This is a genomic window from Falsigemmobacter faecalis (assembly GCF_003863335.1).
Lineage (GTDB): Bacteria > Pseudomonadota > Alphaproteobacteria > Rhodobacterales > Rhodobacteraceae > Wagnerdoeblera > Wagnerdoeblera faecalis.
Genome location: NZ_RRAZ01000009.1, coordinates 76,221 through 95,647, shown reverse-complemented (window position 1 = coordinate 95,647; position 19,427 = coordinate 76,221). Strand labels below are relative to the sequence as shown.

Sequence of the window (19,427 nt, the reverse complement as noted above, 5' to 3'; positions counted from 1 at the left end):
TTGAACACCCCGGATATTCTGATCATCGGCGGCGGTGTCGCAGGTCTGACGCTGGCCGCAGACCTGGCGCCTTCGGCCCGGGTTCTGGTGCTGGAGGCCGAGACGGCTTTTGGCTATCACGCCTCCGGGCGCTCCGCCGCGCTTTATGAGCCTGCCTATGGTGCCCCCGCCGTGCGCGCCCTGACCGAGGCCAGTTTTGACGCCTATCAGGCCGGGGGCTGGCTCAGCCCGCGCGGTCTGATGCTGCTGGGTCTTGAGGGGGAGGCTGAGGCCTTTCAGGCCGATGTTGCGGGCATGAACCTTGAGGAACTCTCGCTGACTGAGGCGCGGGGGATCGTCCCGATTCTCAGCCGCGAGGTGGCTTTTGCGGCTTATTGTGACCGTCCGCAGGACATTGATACTGACCTTCTGATGCAGGATGCCCTGAAGCGTCTGCGCCAGCAGGGTGGTGCTTTGCGCACGGGGCTTCGTGTCACCGCCATCCGCCGCGAAGGCGCGCTCTGGCAGGTGACGGCGGGGGATGAAGTTTTCACGGCGCCGCTGCTGGTCAATGCCGCCGGGGCCTGGGTGAATGAGATCGCCGCTATGGCCGGGGTCAGCGGCCCGCGCTTTCAGCCTTTCCGCCGCTCGGTGGCGCGGATCGCGGCGCCCGGGGGCGCGGATCTGCGGCGCTGGCCGATCTTTTTTGGCATCGGCGAAAGCTGGTATGCCAAACCCGATGCCGGGGCGCTGATCGTCTCGCCCGCCGAAGAGACGCCGGTTGATCCGCATGACGCTTTCTCCGACGACATGGCGCTGGCCGAGGGGCTGGACCGCTATCAGGCCCATGTCACAACCGGGGTCACCCGGCCGCTGGCGACCTGGGGCGGGCTGAGGACTTTCGCGCCGGACCGCGTTCTGGTCATCGGCGAAGATCCTGCGGCCAAAGGATTTTTCTGGCAGGCCGGGCAGGGTGGTTATGGCTTTCAGACCGCCCCTGGGGCGGCGCGTCTGGGCGCGGATCTGATCCTCGGGCGGGCGCCGGGTCTGGCCCCGGATCTGGTCGCCGCGCTGTCACCTGCACGTTTTGGCTGAAAGCTTACTGACTCGTGAAGCTTTGGCCGGTTGCAAAGGGATGACACTCCCGTGAACCTGCTGCAAAACTCTGACACGTCCAAGGCGGAGTTTTGAATTTGTTATCCTATTTGTCCCGCAGCGTGATTGCGCTGTCTCTGGGTCTTCTGGCCGCCTGCGGGGGCGGCCCGGCCTATCGGCCCCAGGCCCCGGTCTCGCAATATGCGCCGCAGTTCGGCGATGTGAAGCCGGTCGACTGGCCCTCGACACCGCCCCGGCATTACCCGGTTCACGGCATTGATATCTCGCGCTGGAATCAGGGCATTGACTGGCCGGTGGCGCAGGCGGCGGGGGTCTCCTTTGCCTTCATCAAAGCGACCGAAGGCGGCGATCACATCGACCCGGAGTTCCGCACGCATTGGGAAAACGCCCGCCGTGCCGGGGTGCCGCGCGGGGCCTATCACTTCTGGTACCACTGCCGCACCGGGGCTGAGCAGGCCGAGTGGTTCATCCGCAACGTCCCGCGCGAATCCGGGGCGCTGCCGCCGGTGCTTGATCTGGAATGGCCGCGCTCGCGCAACTGCCCGGTGCGTCCGGAGGGGGCGCATGTGCGCCGCGAAGCCGAGGTCTTCCTGGACCGTCTGGAGCGCCATTACGGCCAGCGGCCGCTGGTCTATACCACGCCTGATTTCTACAAAGACACCGATCTGGGGCGTCTGCGGGCTGAGTTCTGGCTGCGCGCGGTGGCAGAGCATCCCTCGGCGGTCTATCCCGGCCAGTCCTGGAGCTTCTGGCAGCACACCGGAACCGGGATCATCCAGGGCATTCCCGGCAAGGTTGATATCAACGCCTTCCGCGGCAATCCCGGCGACTGGGCGGGCTGGCTGGCCCGGCGGCGACAATAAGCCCTTTGCGCCGCCCCCCCGGGGCGGCGTTTTTCTGCTGGCACCGCCGCCTCATGGGCTTATAGCGGTGTCAGTTGCAGACGGAGGCCCCATGATCGTAACCAATGACGAAGAGCTTGCGGGCCTGCGCCAGATCGGGCGCATCTGCGCCGAAGTCCGCGATGCCATGATGAAGGCGGCCGAACCCGGCATGACCACGCTGGAGCTCGACACCATCGGGCGCGATCTGCTGGAGAAGGCGGGCGCGATTTCGGCCCCGGAGAGCACCTATAATTTCCCCGGAGCGACCTGCATCAGCGTCAATGAAGAGACCGCGCATGGCATTCCGGGGCCGCGGGTGCTGAAGGCGGGCGATCTGGTGAATGTCGATGTCTCGGCCTCAAAGGACGGGTATTTCGCCGATACCGGCGCGAGTTTCCTGCTGCCCGAAGCCCGGCCCGTGCTGGAGCAGCTCTGCCGCGATGGCAAAAAGGCGATGGATCTCGGGATTGCCCAGGTGCGGGGCGGCCAGCCGCTGAATGCCATTGGCATTGCCGTGGGCCGCTTTGCGAAATCAAAGGGTTATACGCTGATCTGCAATCTCGCGAGCCATGGGATCGGTCGGGGGCTGCATGAATATCCCGAAGAGATCGCCACCTGGCCCGACAAGCATGACCGCCGCGTCATCGCCAAAGGCCTCGTGCTGACGGTCGAACCGTTTCTCTCGCGCGGCGGGCGCGAGGCGGTGCAGGGTCGCGATGGCTGGACGCTTTATGCCCGGCCCGCAGCCCCGACGGTGCAGTTTGAGCATACGGTGGTGGCGACGGACAAAGGCGCGATCATCCTGACGAAGATCTGAAAAAGGCCGGGGTTTCCCCCGGCCTTTTCGTCACAGATTGCGGTACTGCTGTTCCTGTTTCGCGCTCCAGAGGGCGGTGATCTTCCAGCCCTCTTCGGTCTGCTCTTCGTCTTCGACCAGACCGCGCTCATGCAGCCAGGCACGGCGGCGGCCATCGGCGAAGCTGAGATTCAGACTGCGGTGGTGGCGCTCTTCGCCGAGATGGTCATTGACCACATCGAGCAGGTGGTCCACCCCCTCACCCGTCCAGGCCGAAAGCGTCAGCACATCGGGACGGATCGCGGCATTGGCCAGCGTGCTTTCGCGGCTGACCGGATCCAGCAGATCGAGCTTGTTCCAGACCTCCAGCGCCGGCACCTCTTTGCGCAGGCCCAGCGAGGTCAGGATCTCGCGCACGTCTTCCGCCTGTTCAGCGGTCTCAGGGTGCGAGATGTCGCGGACATGCAGCACCAGATCGGCTTCCAGCACCTCTTCCAGCGTGGCGCGGAAGGCCGCGACCAGCTGGTGCGGCAGATCCGAGATGAAGCCCACGGTATCCGACAGAATGATCCGCCGACCCGAGGGCAGCACCACACCGCGCATGGTCGGATCAAGCGTGGCGAAAAGCATATCTTTCGCCAGCACATCCGCGCCGGTCATGCGGTTGAAAAGCGTCGATTTTCCGGCGTTGGTATAGCCCGCCAGAGCCACGATCGGGAAGGGCACCTTGCGGCGCGCAGCGCGGTGCAGCTCGCGGGTTTTCGCTACCTTTTCCAGCTGCCGCTTGAGGCGGATCACCTGCTCGTCGATGGCGCGGCGGTCGCTTTCGATCTGGGTTTCCCCCGGACCGCCAACGAAGCCAAAGCCGCCGCGCTGCCGCTCAAGGTGGGTCCAGGCGCGCACAAGGCGGGTGCGCTGATAGCTCAGCGCGGCCAGTTCGACCTGAAGGACACCTTCACGGGTGCGCGCGCGATCGGCGAAGATCTCAAGGATCAGCCCGGTGCGGTCGAGAAGCTTGACGCCCCATTCTTTTTCAAGGTTGCGCTGCTGCACCGGGGTCACGGGGCCGTCGATCAGCACCAGATCCACCTCGGCCTCTTCGAGGCGCTGTTTGATCTCGGCGATCTTGCCTGACCCAAAGAGGAAGCCGGGAATGCCCTTGCTCAGGCGCACGACTTCAGAGCCGACCACCTCCAGCTCGGGCATGGCGGCTGCCAGCGAGACAGCTTCGGCCAGGCGGTGCTCAGGCAACCGCCGGCCAGGATCATTTTTGCGGTCCGGGTGGATCACCCAGGCGCGGGTGACGGAGTCACCCTGTTCAATCTGGAAGTTCAATCGTCGCCTTCATACAGGCTGATGGGCTGACCGGGCATGATGGTCGAAATCGCATGCTTATAGACAAGCTGCGACTGGCCATCGCGGCGCAGCAGCACACAGAAGTTATCAAACCAGGTGATGACGCCCTGCAGCTTCACACCATTGATCAGGAAGATCGTAACCGGAATTTTGGCTTTGCGGACGTGGTTCAGGAATGCGTCCTGCAGGTTCTGCTTATCGCCAGCCATTTTGCTGCTGCCCTTTTTTTCGCGTTCTTCTTGGCGTTGCCGCGGGTTTCCTCCCGGCTGCCAGCCAATATGGTATGCAACGGGCGGAGTTTCCAGCCCAAAATCAAAGAAGTCTCAGCGCCGCCAGGCCTGGGGCATGGCAAATGCAATCAATGCAAGAGTTTCAAGGCGGCCAAGGATCATGCCCGCCGCCAGGACAACGCGCGGAGCGCTGTCCAGATCCTGCCAGCGGGTCTCAGAAATCTGGCTGATATCGGCCATGGGTCCGGTCCCGCTGAGGGCTGAGACCGAAAAAAGGATCGCGGCCTCAAACTCCAGCCCCATGGCCGCAAGGATCAGGTTCATCGCACCCAGGGTCAGCGCAAAAAGAATGAAGAAGATGAAGGCGATATAGGCCCCCTCAGTGCGGATATGCCGGGCAAAGGCGCCGCCTCCGGCCACGGCAGAGGGCTCAGAGAGCCGCTCCAGTTCGCGCCGCCCCAGCGACCAGAGCGCATAGAGCCGCAGCAGCTTCACGCCCCCCGTGGTGGTGGCCACACCGCCGCCGACCATGGCAAGACCCAGCAAAAACAGCCCCGGCGTCTCCATCCCCGACCAGATCCGCGTCAGCGGCCAGGAGGCGCTGTCAAAGCCGGTGGTGGTCATGAAAGACAGCGTGGTGAAAACCGCCCCCCAGAGCGCGCTGAGACTGCGCAGCAGATCAAGGCTCTCATGCGCGCTGAGTTCACTCAGGGTGTGGCGAAAGGCGAGGGCTGCGGGCACGGCGATCAGGATCACCAGAGCCGTGCGCAGCTCGGGATCGCGCTTCAGCGGGAAATCCACCCGCGCCTGGGGGGCACCAGGCAAAAACCGCCGCGACAGCGCGAAGAGAAGGCCCGCAAAAATCACCATCTCTCCGGCAAAGCCTGAAGGCGCGGTCGAAAACCGCTCCAGCGGCGTAATGCCGGAGGTGGAGATCGTGGCCATAGCATGCATCAGCGCCGTCAGCTCGGTATCGCCCGCGATCAGCAGCGCGGCCCAAAGGCAGGCCGTGATCCCGAGCCAGGCGGGCAGCAGCGCCAGGGCATGCTCAAAGAGCCGGTCGGCAGGCTCGGCCCCGGTCCCTTCAGAGTGGCGGCTGAGGCCTGCGGGGCGGCCAAAAGAGCGGGGGGCATAAAGCTCAAAGCCGCCGATATTCAGCGGCGCAAGGATCGCCGAGGCCGAGACCAGCACGAAAAAGCCACCCGCCCAGCCCACCAGACCGCGCCACAGATGCACCGGGCCGGGCAGCTCATGGGCGGGAAAAATGGTCGCCCCGGTGGTGGTAAAGCCGGAGACCATCTCAAACCAGGCCGCGCCAAAGCTCATCTCAGGCACCGCCTGCATCATCGGCACCGCCAGGATCGGCGGCAGGGCAAGGCAGGCCCCGGCCAGGCTGCGCAGATGGCTGCGCGCCGGGCTGCGGGGCCGGAACCCCCAGGTCGCAATGGCGAGAAAAAGCCCCAGGATCAAAAGGGCGAGAGAGGAAGAGAAAAACGCCCGCGCCACATCCGCCAGCCCGGTCGCGGTGGCATGGACTGCCGGCAGCAGCATCAGAAGCGCTGAGACCAGCAGCATCACCACAGGAAGCGGCAGCGGATAACGGCTCAGGGGCGCGCGGGCGGCGGCGGGCATCAGGGCTCAGAAATAATCAACCGAGACCTGGAGCAGACGCTCCACCTCGGGGATGTCAGGGGCCATGACAAAGAGCGTAATCATATCGCCCTCAGAGATCCGCAGATCGGGGTGGGGGCGCAAAATCTCAGTGCCTTTGCGGATCATGCCGATCATCGCCCCCTCCGGCAGCGGCAGATCCCCGATCAGCTTGCCCGCGATCAGCGAGGTCGACAGCACCTGCGCCTCAATCACCTCCGCCGCGCCGTCTTCCAGCGAATAGATCGCCCGCACCCGGCCATGACGGATATGCTTCAGGATCGATGAGACGGTGGTCGAGCGCGGGTTGATCCAGGCATCGACGTCCAGCGCCTCGGTCAGCGGCACCATGGTCGGGTCATTGATCAGCGCAATCGACATCCGGCAGCCCATCTGCCGCGCGCGGACCGCGACCAGAAGATTGGTCCGGTCATCTTCGGTCAGCACCAGAACCGCATCGGCGCGGTCGATATCGGCCTCCTCCAGCAGATCGCGGTCAAGCCCGTCGCCGTTCAGCACCACCGAGCGGCTGAGCTCATCGGCCACGGCCTCGGCTCGGGCGCGGTTGCGTTCAATCAGGCGGACACGAATGCGGTCGGGGCGGGTTTCCAGTGCTTTGGCAACGGTCAGCCCGACGTTTCCGGCACCGACAATCACCACGCGCTTGCGGGGGCCGGGAGATTTGCCGAAAATCTCCAGCGTACGGGCCACGTCATCGGCATGGGAAAAGACATAGATCCGGTCGCCCGCCAGCAGCTGGTCCCCCGGCTCCGGCGCAAAGAGGCGCTGGTCGCGGCGGATCCCGACCACCACCGCGCGCAGATTAGGGAAGAGATCCGACAGATGCCGCAGCGGCGTGTTCAGAACCGGGCAATCTTCCTCAAGCGCCAGGCCCAGCAGGCGGGCGCGGTTTTCGAGGAAAGCCTCGGTGTCAAAGGCGGTCGGGGCCTCAATGCGCTGCAAAGCGGCCTCGGCCACCTCGACCTCGGGGGAGATGATGACATCAATCGGCAGATGATCCGAGCGGTAGAGGTTCGAGTTCAGCGCCGCGAGATAGGCGGGGGTGCGCAGACGGGCGATCTTGCGCGGCACCCGGAACATCGAATGGGCCATCTGACAGACGACCATATTCACCTCGTCCGAATGGGTCGCGGCGATGATCATATGAACATCCTGCGCCCCGGCCCGCGCCAGCACATCGGGATGCGAGGCAAAGCCGGTGATGCCCTGCACATCAAGGATTTCAGAAGCCCGGCGGATCAGCTCAGGGTTGGTGTCGATCAGCGTGACGTCATTGCCCTCACCCGCGAGGTGACGCGCGATCTGCCAGCCGACCTGGCCCGCGCCGCAGATGATGACTTTCACGGTGTGGCGGCTTTCGGACCAGGGACTTTTTGCAGATAATCGGCAACGGCTTTGCGGTCCGCCTCGGGCAGTTTTGCGTAATTGTCGACGACCAGCGCCATATGGCCGCCCACGCTGTCATACTCCGGCGTCATGCCGCTGCTGAGAAACTCAGCCACCTCAGAGGCGGTCCAGCCGAGACCCGGCCCGGTGATATCGGGCACCCGGCCTTTGCCGGAAAGATCGGGGCCGCCCTGAAGATAACGGCTCATATCCGGGGCGCCGGTCAGACTGTTGCGCGGCGTGTGGCATTCGCTGCAATGGCCCAGAACCTCCACCAGATAGCGCCCGCGCAGCTCTGAGACGCTGAAATCCGCCGCCGCAAGCACCGGGGCCCCCTTGCGGGCGAAGGCGAATTTCCACAGGCCGATGCCGCGGCGGAAATGCAGCGGTAAAAACAGCTCATGCTTTTGCGAGGGGGTATCCGAGACCGGCAGGCTGCGCAGATAGGCATCAAGATCGACCAGATCGCGCGGCGTCATCCCCGCATAGCTGTCCCAGGGGAAAGCGGGGTAGTAATGCTCCCCCTGAGGGGAGACCCCCTTCATCACCGCATTGGCGAGGTCCATGACGCCCCAGGAGCCGATGCCCTCGGTCGGATGGGGCGAGATATTGGGCGCAATGAAGGTGCCATAGGGCGTCTCAAAGCGCTGCCCGCCGGACAGCACCCGCTTTGCCTCTCCCTGAGCGCCCGGGGCGGCATGGCAGGAGCCGCAGCCCGCGGCCAGATAGACCGCCTCTCCCCGCGTGGCATCGGCATCGGCGATCTTAAAGCGGTAGCCTTCAACCTCAGAAGGTTCGGTCACGACCCAGAAGGCAGCGCCGCCCAGAAGGGCCGCACCCAGAAGAAGGGGGATGAGCTTTGCCATGAGGTCTCCGCGCCGGTTTGGCTTTGACTGTGCCAAAACACACTGCCCGGGTCGAGGGGGCAGCGAAAAGGGGCCCGCAGGCCCCTTTGATCACTCTTCGGTGAAGCGCACCTTGCCGATATAGGGCAGGTTGCGGTTGCGCTGGCCGTAATCGATGCCGTAGCCGACGACAAACTCGTCGGGGATCTCAAATCCGGTCCAGTCTGCCCGCATGTCCACTTCGCGGCGCGAGGGCTTGTCGAGCAGTGCACAGATCTGCAGACGGCGCGGCTGGCGCGACAGCAGCAGGTTCTTGACGTGATGCAGCGTAAAGCCGGTGTCGACGATGTCTTCCACCACCAGTACATCGCGGCCCGCGATCTCGCCGCGAAGATCCTTCAGGATCCGCACTTCGCGCGACGAGGTCATGCCATCGCCGTAAGACGAGGCTTCCAGAAAATCCACCTCAACCGGCAGATTGATTTCACGCACCAGATCGGCAATGAAAATAAACGAGCCGCGCAGCAGACCGACGACCACCAGCTTGTCGGTGTCGTGGTAATGGGCGGTAATCTCACTCGCGAGTTCTTCGACCCTGGCCGCAATGGACTTGGCCGAGATCATCTGATCAATCACATATGGCTTTTGAGACATGACCGCCCCTTGATTTCATCGGTCGTTCGCATCTAGAGCAGGTCGGACTTTTAAGCAACCGGGCAGCACAGCAATGACCAGGCACCAGGAAACCCGCCAACTGCCCTATTCGGCAGATCAGATGTATGATCTGGTCGCCGATGTCGGCCGCTATCCTGAGTTCCTGCCATGGAATTCAGCCGCCCGCATCCGCTCGCGCACCCCCGATGATCAGGGGCGTGAGGTGATGGAAGCGGATCTTATTATCTCGTTCAAAGTCTTCCGCGAGAAGTTCGGCAGCCGGGTTATTCTCGACCCCGCAAACCGTCAGATTGACACGCAATACATTGACGGGCCTTTTAAATTTATGCGTTCGACCTGGAAATTCCGCGCTGTCGAAGGCGGCGGATGTGAGGTCGATTTCTTCGTTGAGTTTGAATTTAAGAACGCGATCCTGCAGGGCGTGATCGGCATGGTCTTTGGTGAGGCGATGCAGCGGATCGTGCGGGCCTTTGAAAAACGGGCCCATGATCTTTATGGCAGCCGCGCCTGAGGGGCGCATGAAAAAGGGGCCGCAAAGCGGCCCCTTTGATCTTCGAGCTGCGACAGTAAAACGCAGGGATTACAGGCGGATAACCTTCACCGTCTGGCCAACGGCAGACAAAGCGATCTCCCCCCGGCAAAGCCGCTGGGCGTCCTGACCAAAAACTTCACCGCGCCAGCCCTTGAGCGCCTCAACCTCGCGGTCCCCCGCCGCCAGGGCATCAAGATCCGCAGCCGAGGCGATCAGCTTCGGCGCAACGCCGGTCTCTTCGGATTTTGCCTTCAGCAGCACGCGCAGCAGATCGGCCAGCGCCGGGTTTACCTGCTGTTGCTCACGCGCGGTGTCGACCTTGGGCATATCCTCGGGCTTCATCTCCAGCCCGGCTTTGACCGCGGCCATGATGCCATCGGCAATATCGCCCCTGCGACCTTCGCGCAGCAGCAGACGCGCTTTGTTCAGATCCTCAAGCGTGGTCGGGCGGGTCGACGCCAGCTCCAGCAGCGCGTCGTCTTTGTAGATCCGCGAGCGCGGGATATTGCGGCTCTGCGCATAGATCTCGCGGAAACGCGCCAGTTCCTTCACCACGGCGAGGAAACGGCCCGAGCTGGTGCGGGTCTTCACGCGCAGCCAGGCATCTTCCGGCGTCACGGTATAGGTGGCGGGATCGGTGAGGATCGCCAGCTCTTCCTGAACCCAGGCCATCCGGTCGGTTTTCACCAGCTGGGCGGCGAGGAATTCATAGATGCCGCGCAGATGGGTCACATCGGCCAGGGCATAGTCCTGCTGCGCCCGGGTCAGCGGGCGGCGTGACCAGTCGGTAAAGCGCGAGGTTTTATCCAGATCGGCTTTGACGATCTTTTTCACCAGGGTCTCATAGCCGGCCTGTTCGCCAAAACCGCAGACCATCGCCGCAACCTGGGTGTCGAACAGCGGGTCCGGGAAGACTTTGCCTTCGGTGAAGAAGATTTCCAGATCCTGACGGGCGGCATGAAAGACCTTTACGGTCTCCTTATGACGCAGCAGATCATAGAAGGGCTCCAGCGACATCTCAGGCCCCTCGATGGGGTCGATGAGCACCGCATCGCCGGTCGCACCAGGCAGAGCGGCCTGGATCAGGCAGAGCTTTGCCCAATAGGTGCGCTCGCGCAAAAACTCAGTGTCGATGGTCACATAGGGCTCGGCTTTGGCTTTTTCGCAAAAAGCGGCGAGCGCCTCGGTGGTGGTAATGATCTGCATCTGTCCTCTTGGGTGCGGGGATATCCCGCTCAGGAGTGCCGGAATCTGCGGCAGAAACCCGCCACAACTGAAACCGCCTTACGCCTGAGGTTGCGAAATGAAAAGACCGGGCAGATGATTTCCGCGCATTTCCGGGGTCCGTGCGACGCATTTGCCGCGAAGCGGGCTTGCGGGCAGGGTGTGGCCGGGACTAAAGGAGACCCTTGGTCCTTTGCAGGAGTGTGCGACGATGGATTACAGCAAATCAGGTGGCCCGGATCAGAACGGCAAAGAGGCCCGCTTCATCGATAAGACCGCAAGCGGTAAGAAAAACCCGCCCGGCGGGCGTGGTACGCGTGAGGAGATGCTGGCGCGAATGAAAGCTGCCGCAGACGCCCGCGCTGCCAAAGAGGCAGAGTGACAAAGGCCGGGCGATTGCCCGGCCTTTTTTCTTAAAGATCGATGCGGCTTTTATCGCCCGCGCCATAACGCCGCAGCACCGCCGGATAGAGCCGGTGTTCGGCCGTCAGCACCCGCGCGGCGAGGGTCCCGGGGGTGTCACCCGGCTCAACCGGAACCCGCGCCTGACCCAGAAGCGGGCCATCATCAAGCACCGCCGTGACTTCATGAACGGTGCAGCCGGCCTCGGTGTCGCCCGCCTCAATCGCGCGGGCATGGGTGTGCAGCCCGGGGTATTTCGGCAGGAGTGAGGGGTGGATATTCAGCATCCGTCCCTCAAAGCGCTGCACGAAATCCGCCGTCAGCACCCGCATAAAGCCTGCCAGCAGCACGATATCGGGCTGAGCCGCCTCAATATGGGTCAGCAGTTCCGCCTCAAAACCCGCGCGATCTTTGCCGAAGGGCTTGTGATCGACGGCAGCCGTCGCCACGCCCATGGCGGCGGCCTTTGCCAGCCCGCCCGCGTTCGGATCGTTGGAGGCGACCAGAACCGGGGTGCAGGGGTGATCGGCGTCGCGCATATCCTCAAGCAGGCGGACCATATTGGATCCGCCGCCCGAGATCAGAAGGACGACGCGCTTTTTCACAAAAGGCGGCCCGAGTAGATCACGCCATGGCCGCTCTCATCGGCCTTGACGATGGTGCCAAGGGTGAAGACCTGCTCACCGGCTTCCGCCAGCAGCGCCGAGATGGCTTCCGCTTCGGCAGGGGCCACCACCAGCATCATGCCGATGCCGCAGTTGAAGGTCTTGAGCAGCTCCGCCTCGGTCATTTTTGCGGTTTCCGCCAGCCAGCGGAAGACCGGGGGCAGGGCCCAGGCATCAAGATTGATCGCGCAGGCCAGACCCTCGGGCAGAACGCGCGGCGGGTTCTCGGTGATGCCGCCGCCGGTGATATGGGCCAGACCCTTCACACCGCCTGCGCGCACAGCCGCCAGCGATTGTTTGACGTAAAGCCGGGTCGGCGCCAGCAGGGCGGTACCCAGGGTCTGGGTTTCATCCCAGGGGCAGGTCGCCTCCCAGCCGAGGCCCGACAGCTCCACCACTTTGCGCACGAAGCTATAGCCGTTCGAATGCACGCCATTGGAGCCAAGGCCCAGCAGCACATCGCCTTCCGAGACGTCACGCGGCAGATCCGCCCCGCGCTCCATCGCGCCGACGGCAAAGCCCGCAAGGTCGAAATCGCCCTTGTGATACATGCCCGGCATTTCCGCCGTCTCACCGCCGATCAGCGCGCAGCCCGAGGCTTCGCAGCCTGCGGCGATGCCGGTGATGATGCGGGTCGCCTGATCCAGCTCCAGCTTGCCGGTGGCGAAATAATCGAGGAAAAACAGCGGCTCTGCGCCCTGGCAGACCAGATCATTGACGCACATGGCGACCAGATCCACGCCGATGGTGTCGACATTGCCGGTGTCGATGGCGATGCGCAGCTTGGTGCCGACGCCGTCGGTCGCCGCGACCAGGATCGGGTCTTTATAGCCCGCACCCTTGAGGTCAAACAGCGCGCCAAAGCCGCCCAACCCCCCCATCACGCCCGAGCGCGAAGTGCGCTTTGCGGCGGGTTTGATCCGCTCCACCAAAGCATTTCCTGCATCGATATCCACGCCGGCATCGGCATAGGTCAGACCAGTGTTCGTCGCGCTCATGGCAGCCTCCGTCAGGGTTGGGCGCGCATTAGCCCGAATTGGCGTCCGGTGCAACGCATGGTCGCAGGTTTCCTGTCGCGCTTTGCATGCCCGGGCGGGGCGGTCATGGGATCAGGACTTGCGCAGGCGCGGCGCTGAGACTACTTTTGTGTCAACCAGATATCGGAGGGCGGAAATGACGCCCCAGCGTCCCCAGGGTGCGGACGCGTTCCCGAATGCAGAGGTCGTGCTGAAAGGCAGGGCCCGGCCGGTCGAATCGTCCGGCACCCATAAGAAAGCCGAGCCGGCTCCGCTTTATGCGGCGCTTGATCTTGGCACCAACAGTTGTCGCATGCTGATTGCCCGTCCCAAGGGCAATCAGTTCAGCGTGGTGGACAGTTTTTCCAAGACTGTTCAGCTTGGCGCGGGGCTTGAAAGCTCCGGGCGGCTTAGCCGTGCCTCGATGGGGCGCACGGTGCAGGCTCTGCGCATCTGTCAAAAGAAGCTCGAGGCGCATGGCGTGCGCCGGATGCGCCTGGTCGCGACAGAAGCCTGTCGGCGCGCCAGCAATTCGCGCGAGTTCATGCGCACGATCCGTCGCGAGACCGGTCTCGCGCTGGAAGTGATCCCGGCAGAGGAGGAGGCGCGGCTGGCCGTGGTCTCCTGCGCGCCGCTGGTGCAGCCGAAGACCGAGCAGCTTCTCGTCGTTGATATCGGCGGCGGCTCGACCGAGCTTGTCTGGCTGGATCTGACCGAGCTGGAGCCTGCGGAGCGTCCGGCGGCGCTGATGCGCTTTTCGATGAATTTCAAGCGCACCGGCACCGGGCCTGAGCCGCGGGTGGTGGATTGGATCTCGGTGCCGCTGGGGGTGGCCACGCTGCGCGAGCAGTTTGGCGATGTCGAAAGCGATTCCGCGCGTTTCGCGCTGATGAGCTGGTTTTTTGAAGAGCAGCTTGCGAATTTCTCGCCCTATTCGGCGCAGCAGAAACGCGACGGCTTTCAGATCATCGGCACCTCCGGCACGATCACCACGGTGGCGGCAAGCTGGCTGGGGCTGAGGCGCTATGACCGCACCAAGGTCGACGGGCTTCTGATGACCTCGGGGCAGATTGATACGGTGATCAAAGACTATCTCTCGCTGGGACCGGAGGGGCGGCGCACCGATCCGCGGATCGGACGTGACCGTCATGCGTTGATCATGTCCGGGGCCGCGATCCTTCAGGCCCTCATGCGCTGCTGGCCGACGGACCGGCTGTCGGTCGCGGACCGCGGTCTGCGCGAGGGACTTTTATTTGCTCAGATGAGCGCCGACGGCGTTCTCGAACACGGATTGTAATGATGACTGAAAAGAAATCCTCCGGGCGCGGCCAGCGCGATCTGCGGGTCAGGGTGAAAACCGCCAAGGGCCGTAAGCTGTCCTCGACGCTCTGGCTTGAGCGGCAGCTGAACGACCCCTATGTGATCCGCGCCAAAAAGGACGGCTTCCGGGGGCGTGCGGCCTATAAGATCATGGAGCTGGACGATAAATTCGGCTTCCTGAAGCCGGGTGCCCGGGTGGTGGACCTTGGCTGTGCCCCGGGCGGCTGGTGCCAGGTGGCCGTTCAGCGGGTCAATTCGCTGGGCGAGCAGAAGCACAAGCTGATGGGCACCATTCTGGGGGTGGACCTTCAGGAAGTGAAGCCGATCCCCGGCGCCCAGGTCTATCAGCTCGATTTCCTTGAAGAAGGCGCGGATGATCAGGTCAAAGACTGGCTTGGCGGCAAGGCAGATGTGGTGATGTCGGATATGGCGGCCTCTGCCTCTGGCAACCGTCAGGTCGACCACCTGCGCATCATTACGCTCTGTGAGCATGCGGCGGAATTCGCCTTTGACGTGCTGGAGATTGGCGGGACTTTCGTGGCCAAGGTTCTGGCGGGCGGTGCTGAGGGCGAGCTGCAGACCACGCTCAAGCGTAATTTCGACAAAGTGCAGCATATGAAGCCGCCGTCGAGCCGGTCGGACAGTTCGGAAAAATTCGTGGTGGCAACGGGCTACCGCGGCCGCTGGGAAGACCGTCAGGCTGAGCCGGAGGTATAACGCGGCAGCAAAGGGCGCTGTCTGCGGGCTTTTAAGATGAGTATTTAAGAAAAGCCAAAGACAAGGGAAAAGGCCGCGCGGTGAGCGCGGCCTTTTTTGATGTCAGGCGCCGAAGACGCGGCGGAAGATCGTGTCGACATGTTTGGTGTGATAGCCAAGGTCGAACTTCTCTTCGATCTCAGCGGGGCTGAGGGCCGCGGTCACTTCCGCGTCTGCCAGAAGCTCGGTTTTGAAATCTGCGCCCTGTTCCCAAACGCGCATCGCATTGCGCTGAACGAGGCGGTAGCTGTCTTCCCGTGAGACGCCGGCCTGAGTAAGGGCAAGAAGAACACGCTGCGACATGACAAGGCCTTTGAACTTGTTCATGTTTTTGAGCATGTTTTCCGGATAGATCACCAGTTTCTCAACGACACCTGCAAGGCGGTGCAGGGCGAAGTCGAGGGTAATGGTGGTGTCCGGGCCGATTGCGCGCTCTACTGAGGAGTGGGAGATGTCCCGCTCGTGCCAGAGGGCGACGTTTTCCATCGCCGGGATCACCGACATGCGCACGAGGCGGGCAAGACCTGTCAGGTTTTCAGTCAGAACCGGGTTGCGCTTGTGCGGCATAGCCGAGGAGCCCTTCTGGCCGGGCGAGAAGAACTCTTCGGCCTCAAGAACTTCAGTGCGCTGCATATGGCGGATCTCGATCGCGATATTCTCGATCGAGGAGGCGATGACGCCGAGGGTCGCAAAGAACATCGCGTGACGGTCGCGCGGGATCACCTGGGTCGAGACGGGCTCCGGCTCGAGGCCCAGCTGTCTGCAGACATAGTCTTCGACGTAGGGATCGATATTGGCAAAGGTGCCGACCGCGCCGGAGATGGCGCCGGTGCGGATCTCTTCACGCGCGGCCACGAGACGGGTGCGGCCACGTTCCATCTCGGCATAGAAGCGCGCGAAGGTCAGACCCATGGTGGTGGGCTCTGCATGGATGCCGTGGCTGCGGCCGATGCGGACGGTATCTTTATGCTCAAAGGCGCGGGTCTTCAACGCTGCAAGCACGCGGTCCATGCCAGCCAGCAGCAGATCTGCGGCGCGCACCAGCTGGATGTTCAGCGTGGTGTCGAGAACATCCGAGGAGGTCATGCCCTGGTGAACAAAGCGCGCCTGGTCAGAGCCGACATGTTCTGCCAGATGGGTCAGGAAGGCAATGACGTCATGCTTGGTCACGGCTTCGATTTCATCGATGCGCGCCACGTCGAACTGGACGTCTTTCGCTTTCCAGACGGCTTCGGCGTTCTCTTTCGGGATCACCCCCAGCTCGGCCTGAGCGTCACAGGCGTGCGCCTCGATTTCATACCAGATGCGGAATTTGGTCTCGGGCGACCAGATGGCAACCATCTCGGGGCGGGAATAGCGCGGGATCATCGCGGGCCTCTCGGGGGTAAAGCTGCGGACTGCGGCCCCCATAGCCGCCCTGACCACTCAGGGCAAGGGCAGGCGCGGCGCGGCGCCTTGTTTTTGGCTTTTGAAAAATACTCCGGGGGTGAAGGGGGCAGCGCCCCCTTCGAAGCCCTCAGCCAAGAAGGCCCGAGCCTTTGATGCCGTCGATAATGAATTGCACCGCCAGCGCTGCCAGCAGCATGCCCAGAAGACGGGTCACAACCAGCGTGCCGGTTCGCCCCAGCATCCGCTCCACCGCGCCCGCCGCCAGAAGGCTGAGAAAGCACAGAAACATCACGCCCAGCATCACGCCCTCGACCACCAGAAAGGCCGTCCAGTCGCCGCCGCCCTGCGAGATCAGCAGGATCATCGAGGCAATGGCCCCGGGGCCCGCGATCAGCGGAATGCCTAAAGGGAAGACCGACGGATCATCGTGATCGGAGTGATCGGCCTCATGCGTTTTTTCATCGACCTTGTTTTCCCGCCGCTGCGTGCGCCGCTCAAAGAGCATATCGAGGGCGGTGAGGAACAAAAGCACGCCCCCCGCGACCCGGAAGGCGGGCAGGGAAATCCCGGTCAGCCGCAAAAGCCCGTCCCCGATCAGCGCAAAAACCGTCAGGATCCCCGCCGCGGTCAGACTGGCGCGGATGGCGACCTGGCGGCGTCTGGCGGAACTCATTCCTGCCGTCAGCGGGATGAACAGCGGCGCCAGCGCGATCGGATCGAGGATCACAATCAGCGTGGTAAAGACCGTCAGAAGAAAGGTGGCGTCGATCACGGGTCCTCCGACGGTCGTTACGGTGAGTTTGTCTCGCTCAGCTTTCCGCTTCGTCGAGTTTTTCCTGGGCGTCCAGCCACAGACCCTCAGCGCGGATCATGGCCTCTTCGATTTCCGCGAATTTGCGGTTCCAGCCTTCCAGCTCATGGATGCGGGCCTCTTCATAAAGGCCTGGATCGGCGAGCTTGTCAGCCACTTTTGTGCGCATCTCTTCGAGCTTTGCCACCCGCTCTTCGGCTTTGCGCAGCTCGGCGCGCAGGCCTAGGATCACATCGCGGGAGGGCTTCACCTTCGCGGGGGCGGCTTTTTCGGGCTTTGCCGGGGCAGGGCCGCTGTCGCGCTCCAGCAGTTCGGCGCGGTAGGCGTCAAGGTCCTTGCCGTAGGGCGTGACATTGCCCCCCTTCACCAGCCAGAGCCGGTCTGCCACCAGCCCCAGCAGGTGCATATCGTGGCTGACCAGGATCACCGCGCCGGTATAGGCGGTCAGCGCCTCAACAAGCGCCTCGCGGCTCTCAATATCAAGGTGGTTGGTCGGCTCATCGAGGATCAGCAGATGCGGCGCATCCAGCGTTGCCAGCACCAGCGACAGACGCGCTTTCTGCCCGCCCGAGAGGCGCTTCACCTCGGTGTCGGCCTGATCGGCGGTCAGACCAAAGCCCGCAAGGCGCGCGCGCAGTTTCGACTGATGCTCTTCGGGGCGCTGGCGCTGAATATGCTGCAGCGGCGTCTCATCGAGGTACAGCTCATCGACCTGATGCTGCGCGAAATAGCCGATCCGCAGCTTTGAGCTGCGCGTCAGACTGCCCGCCATGGTCGCAAGCTTCCCGGCCAGCAGCTTGGAGAGGGTGGATTTCCCCTCGCCGTTGCGGCCCAGAAGCGCGATGCGGTCGTCCTGATCGATCCGCAGGTTCAGCCCCTTCAGGATCGCCGGACCATCATAGCCGACCGAGACGCCTTCCAGATTCAGAATAGGCGGCGACAGCTCTTCGGGTTCCGGGAAGGTGAAGACCTGTTTCTTGGCTTCTTCCGGCGGCGTGATCGGCGTCATTTTCTCCAGCATCTTCAGACGGCTCTGCGCCTGGGCGGCCTTGGTGGCCTTGGCGCGGAAGCGGTCGACGAAGCTTTGCAGATGGGCGCGGCGCACATCCTGTTTGCGCGCCTCAGCGGTCAGAACGGCGATCCGCTCGGCGCGCTGGCGGGCGAACTGGTCGTAATTGCCCTGCCAATAGGTCAGCTTTTTGCTGTCGAGATGCAAAATCCCCGTCACGGCGCGGTTCAGAAGGCCGCGGTCGTGGCTGATGATCAGCACGGTATGGGGGTATTTCTGCAGATAGCTCTCCAGCCAGAGCGCGCCTTCGAGGTCGAGATAGTTGGTCGGCTCGTCCAGAAGCAGATAATCGGGCTGCGCAAACAGCACCCCCGCCAGCGCCACCCGCATCCGCCAGCCACCCGAGAAATCCGAGCAGGGGCGCTTTTGCGCCTCATTGTCAAAGCCTAAGCCCCGCAGAATGGCCGAAGCGCGGCCCTCTGCGGACCAGGCGTCGATATCGGCCAGACGGGTCTGAATTTCCGCAATGCGCGCGGGATCGGTGGCGGTCTCGGACTCAGCCATCAGCTCGGCGCGCTCGGTATCGGCAGCCAGAACCGTGTCGATCAGCGAGGTCGAGCTCGACGGCACCTCCTGGGCCACGCCGCCGATGCGGGCGCGGGCCGGAATGCTGATCGCGCCGCCTTCCAGCGCAAGCTCGCCCCGGATCAGCCGGAAGAGCGTGGTTTTACCCGCGCCATTGCGGCCGACAAGGCCGACTTTATGGCCGGTGGGAATCGTGGCGGAGGCGCCCTCAAACAGCGGGCGGCCTTCGACGGAATAGGTGAGGTCATCAATGCGCAACATGCCCATGGCCTGCCCCTCTGAGGGGGGCTTGTCAATGGGATGTCGCAAGTCTCCTCTGGGGCATTCTTTGTGACAGGCTCAGATCATGCATTTTATTTCATCCTCTCTGGCAGCCCTCACCCTCAGCCTGCTGGCGGGTCCGGGGTTTGCGGGCAGCGGCGAGCATAATTTCCAGGCCCCCTCCGGCAATATCCACTGCGTGATGCAGACATACGAAGAGCCGCAGAACGTGCGCTGCGACTTCATTGAAGGGACGGTGACCCATAAAAAGCGCCCCAAAGACTGCGAGCTGGATTATGGCCAGGCCTTCTACCTTGACGCCCGCGGGCGCGGCGAAGTGGCCTGCCACGGCGATACGGTGATCAACCGCCGCGCCAGGGTGCTGAACTACGGCGAGAGCCTCAATGTCGGCGGCGTCTGGTGCACCTCAGAGCGCACCGGCATGACCTGCCGCAATACCGCCGGTCACGGCTTCTCCATCGCCCGGGCAAAGCAGCATGTTTTCTGAGACCATCCCCC

At 63.4% G+C, this 19,427-nt stretch carries 20 protein-coding genes; 8 read left to right on the top strand and 12 right to left on the bottom strand.

Going from position 1 to position 19,427, the window contains the following annotated elements; translation table 11 throughout:
• The 3 genes from EG244_RS07990 (at window position 1) to map (ending at window position 2,796) form a co-directional block, all read left to right on the top strand.
• Window positions 1-1,074 carry an NAD(P)/FAD-dependent oxidoreductase gene (locus EG244_RS07990; RefSeq protein WP_124964476.1) on the top strand — a complete coding sequence of 358 codons (1,074 nt, stop codon included), beginning with the start codon at window positions 1-3 and terminating at the stop codon, window positions 1,072-1,074.
• A 98-nt stretch (window positions 1,075-1,172) separates the two neighbouring features.
• Window positions 1,173-1,958 (top strand): glycoside hydrolase family 25 protein, encoded by a 786-nt coding sequence (locus EG244_RS07985; RefSeq protein WP_233588946.1) that lies wholly within the window; start codon window positions 1,173-1,175, stop codon window positions 1,956-1,958.
• 91 nt (window positions 1,959-2,049) lie between these two features.
• A complete protein-coding gene (gene map / locus EG244_RS07980) occupies window positions 2,050-2,796 on the top strand; it encodes a type I methionyl aminopeptidase (protein WP_124964475.1) in 747 nt (248 codons plus the stop codon).
• A 30-nt stretch (window positions 2,797-2,826) separates the two neighbouring features.
• On the opposite strand, the gene hflX is transcribed toward map, so the two are convergent.
• From hflX to hpt, 6 genes are all read right to left on the bottom strand, one after another.
• Window positions 2,827-4,110 (bottom strand): GTPase HflX, encoded by a 1,284-nt coding sequence (gene hflX, locus EG244_RS07975; protein WP_233588945.1) that lies wholly within the window; start codon window positions 4,108-4,110, stop codon window positions 2,827-2,829.
• Entirely contained in the window at window positions 4,107-4,340 is a 234-nt protein-coding gene (gene hfq / locus EG244_RS07970) for an RNA chaperone Hfq (RefSeq protein WP_028028559.1), read from the bottom strand. The genes hflX and hfq overlap by 4 nt, the downstream gene beginning before the upstream one ends.
• A gap of 114 nt (window positions 4,341-4,454) precedes the next feature.
• A complete protein-coding gene (locus tag EG244_RS07965; protein ID WP_124964474.1) occupies window positions 4,455-5,993 on the bottom strand; it encodes a TrkH family potassium uptake protein in 1,539 nt (512 codons plus the stop codon).
• Between the two features lie 6 nt (window positions 5,994-5,999).
• Window positions 6,000-7,376, bottom strand: a complete 1,377-nt coding sequence (gene trkA, locus EG244_RS07960; protein ID WP_124964473.1) for a Trk system potassium transporter TrkA — start codon at window positions 7,374-7,376, stop codon at window positions 6,000-6,002.
• Window positions 7,373-8,284: a c-type cytochrome gene (locus tag EG244_RS07955; protein WP_124964472.1), complete on the bottom strand. Its 912-nt coding sequence runs from the start codon at window positions 8,282-8,284 to the stop codon at window positions 7,373-7,375. Before EG244_RS07955 ends, trkA begins: the two co-directional genes overlap by 4 nt.
• Window positions 8,285-8,374: 90 nt before the next feature.
• Window positions 8,375-8,917 carry a hypoxanthine phosphoribosyltransferase gene (hpt, locus tag EG244_RS07950; RefSeq protein WP_124964471.1) on the bottom strand — a complete coding sequence of 181 codons (543 nt, stop codon included), beginning with the start codon at window positions 8,915-8,917 and terminating at the stop codon, window positions 8,375-8,377.
• A gap of 73 nt (window positions 8,918-8,990) precedes the next feature.
• On the opposite strand from hpt, the gene EG244_RS07945 reads away from it, so the two are divergent.
• Window positions 8,991-9,449: a type II toxin-antitoxin system RatA family toxin gene (locus tag EG244_RS07945; protein ID WP_124964470.1), complete on the top strand. Its 459-nt coding sequence runs from the start codon at window positions 8,991-8,993 to the stop codon at window positions 9,447-9,449.
• Window positions 9,450-9,518: 69 nt separating this feature from the next.
• Here the strand turns inward: EG244_RS07945 and rnd are convergent, their stop codons facing one another.
• On the bottom strand, window positions 9,519-10,676 hold the full coding sequence (gene rnd / locus EG244_RS07940; RefSeq protein WP_124964469.1) for a ribonuclease D: 1,158 nt from the start codon (window positions 10,674-10,676) through the stop codon (window positions 9,519-9,521).
• A 229-nt stretch (window positions 10,677-10,905) separates the two neighbouring features.
• Here rnd and EG244_RS20660 point away from each other — a divergent pair, with 229 nt between their 5' ends.
• The gene (locus EG244_RS20660) at window positions 10,906-11,076 is read left to right on the top strand and encodes a hypothetical protein (protein WP_199737875.1); all 171 of its coding nucleotides are present in this window, start codon (window positions 10,906-10,908) and stop codon (window positions 11,074-11,076) included.
• Between the two features lie 31 nt (window positions 11,077-11,107).
• Here EG244_RS20660 and purN read toward each other — a convergent pair whose 3' ends face one another.
• Together purN and purM are read right to left on the bottom strand one after the other, a co-directional pair.
• Window positions 11,108-11,701 carry a phosphoribosylglycinamide formyltransferase gene (gene purN, locus EG244_RS07935; RefSeq protein WP_124964468.1) on the bottom strand — a complete coding sequence of 198 codons (594 nt, stop codon included), beginning with the start codon at window positions 11,699-11,701 and terminating at the stop codon, window positions 11,108-11,110.
• Window positions 11,698-12,759: a phosphoribosylformylglycinamidine cyclo-ligase gene (gene purM, locus EG244_RS07930; protein ID WP_124964467.1), complete on the bottom strand. Its 1,062-nt coding sequence runs from the start codon at window positions 12,757-12,759 to the stop codon at window positions 11,698-11,700. Before purM ends, purN begins: the two co-directional genes overlap by 4 nt.
• Before the next feature lie 175 nt (window positions 12,760-12,934).
• Here purM and EG244_RS07925 point away from each other — a divergent pair, with 175 nt between their 5' ends.
• Both EG244_RS07925 and EG244_RS07920 read left to right on the top strand, forming a co-directional pair.
• Entirely contained in the window at window positions 12,935-14,074 is a 1,140-nt protein-coding gene (locus EG244_RS07925) for a Ppx/GppA phosphatase family protein (protein WP_124964466.1), read from the top strand.
• A gap of 2 nt (window positions 14,075-14,076) precedes the next feature.
• Window positions 14,077-14,814 (top strand): RlmE family RNA methyltransferase, encoded by a 738-nt coding sequence (locus tag EG244_RS07920; protein ID WP_124964465.1) that lies wholly within the window; start codon window positions 14,077-14,079, stop codon window positions 14,812-14,814.
• 102 nt (window positions 14,815-14,916) lie between these two features.
• Here EG244_RS07920 and purB read toward each other — a convergent pair whose 3' ends face one another.
• The 3 genes from purB to EG244_RS07905 form a co-directional block, all read right to left on the bottom strand.
• The gene (gene purB, locus EG244_RS07915) at window positions 14,917-16,221 is read right to left on the bottom strand and encodes an adenylosuccinate lyase (RefSeq protein ID WP_124964464.1); all 1,305 of its coding nucleotides are present in this window, start codon (window positions 16,219-16,221) and stop codon (window positions 14,917-14,919) included.
• 148 nt (window positions 16,222-16,369) lie between these two features.
• Complete coding sequence (locus EG244_RS07910) at window positions 16,370-17,014, bottom strand: MarC family protein (RefSeq protein WP_124964463.1); 645 nt, start codon at window positions 17,012-17,014, stop codon at window positions 16,370-16,372.
• Between the two features lie 37 nt (window positions 17,015-17,051).
• On the bottom strand, window positions 17,052-18,908 hold the full coding sequence (locus EG244_RS07905) for an ABC-F family ATP-binding cassette domain-containing protein (RefSeq protein WP_124964512.1): 1,857 nt from the start codon (window positions 18,906-18,908) through the stop codon (window positions 17,052-17,054).
• 85 nt (window positions 18,909-18,993) lie between these two features.
• Here EG244_RS07905 and EG244_RS07900 point away from each other — a divergent pair, with 85 nt between their 5' ends.
• Window positions 18,994-19,416 carry a DUF6636 domain-containing protein gene (locus tag EG244_RS07900; protein ID WP_124964462.1) on the top strand — a complete coding sequence of 141 codons (423 nt, stop codon included), beginning with the start codon at window positions 18,994-18,996 and terminating at the stop codon, window positions 19,414-19,416.
• Window positions 19,417-19,427 lie beyond the last annotated feature (11 nt).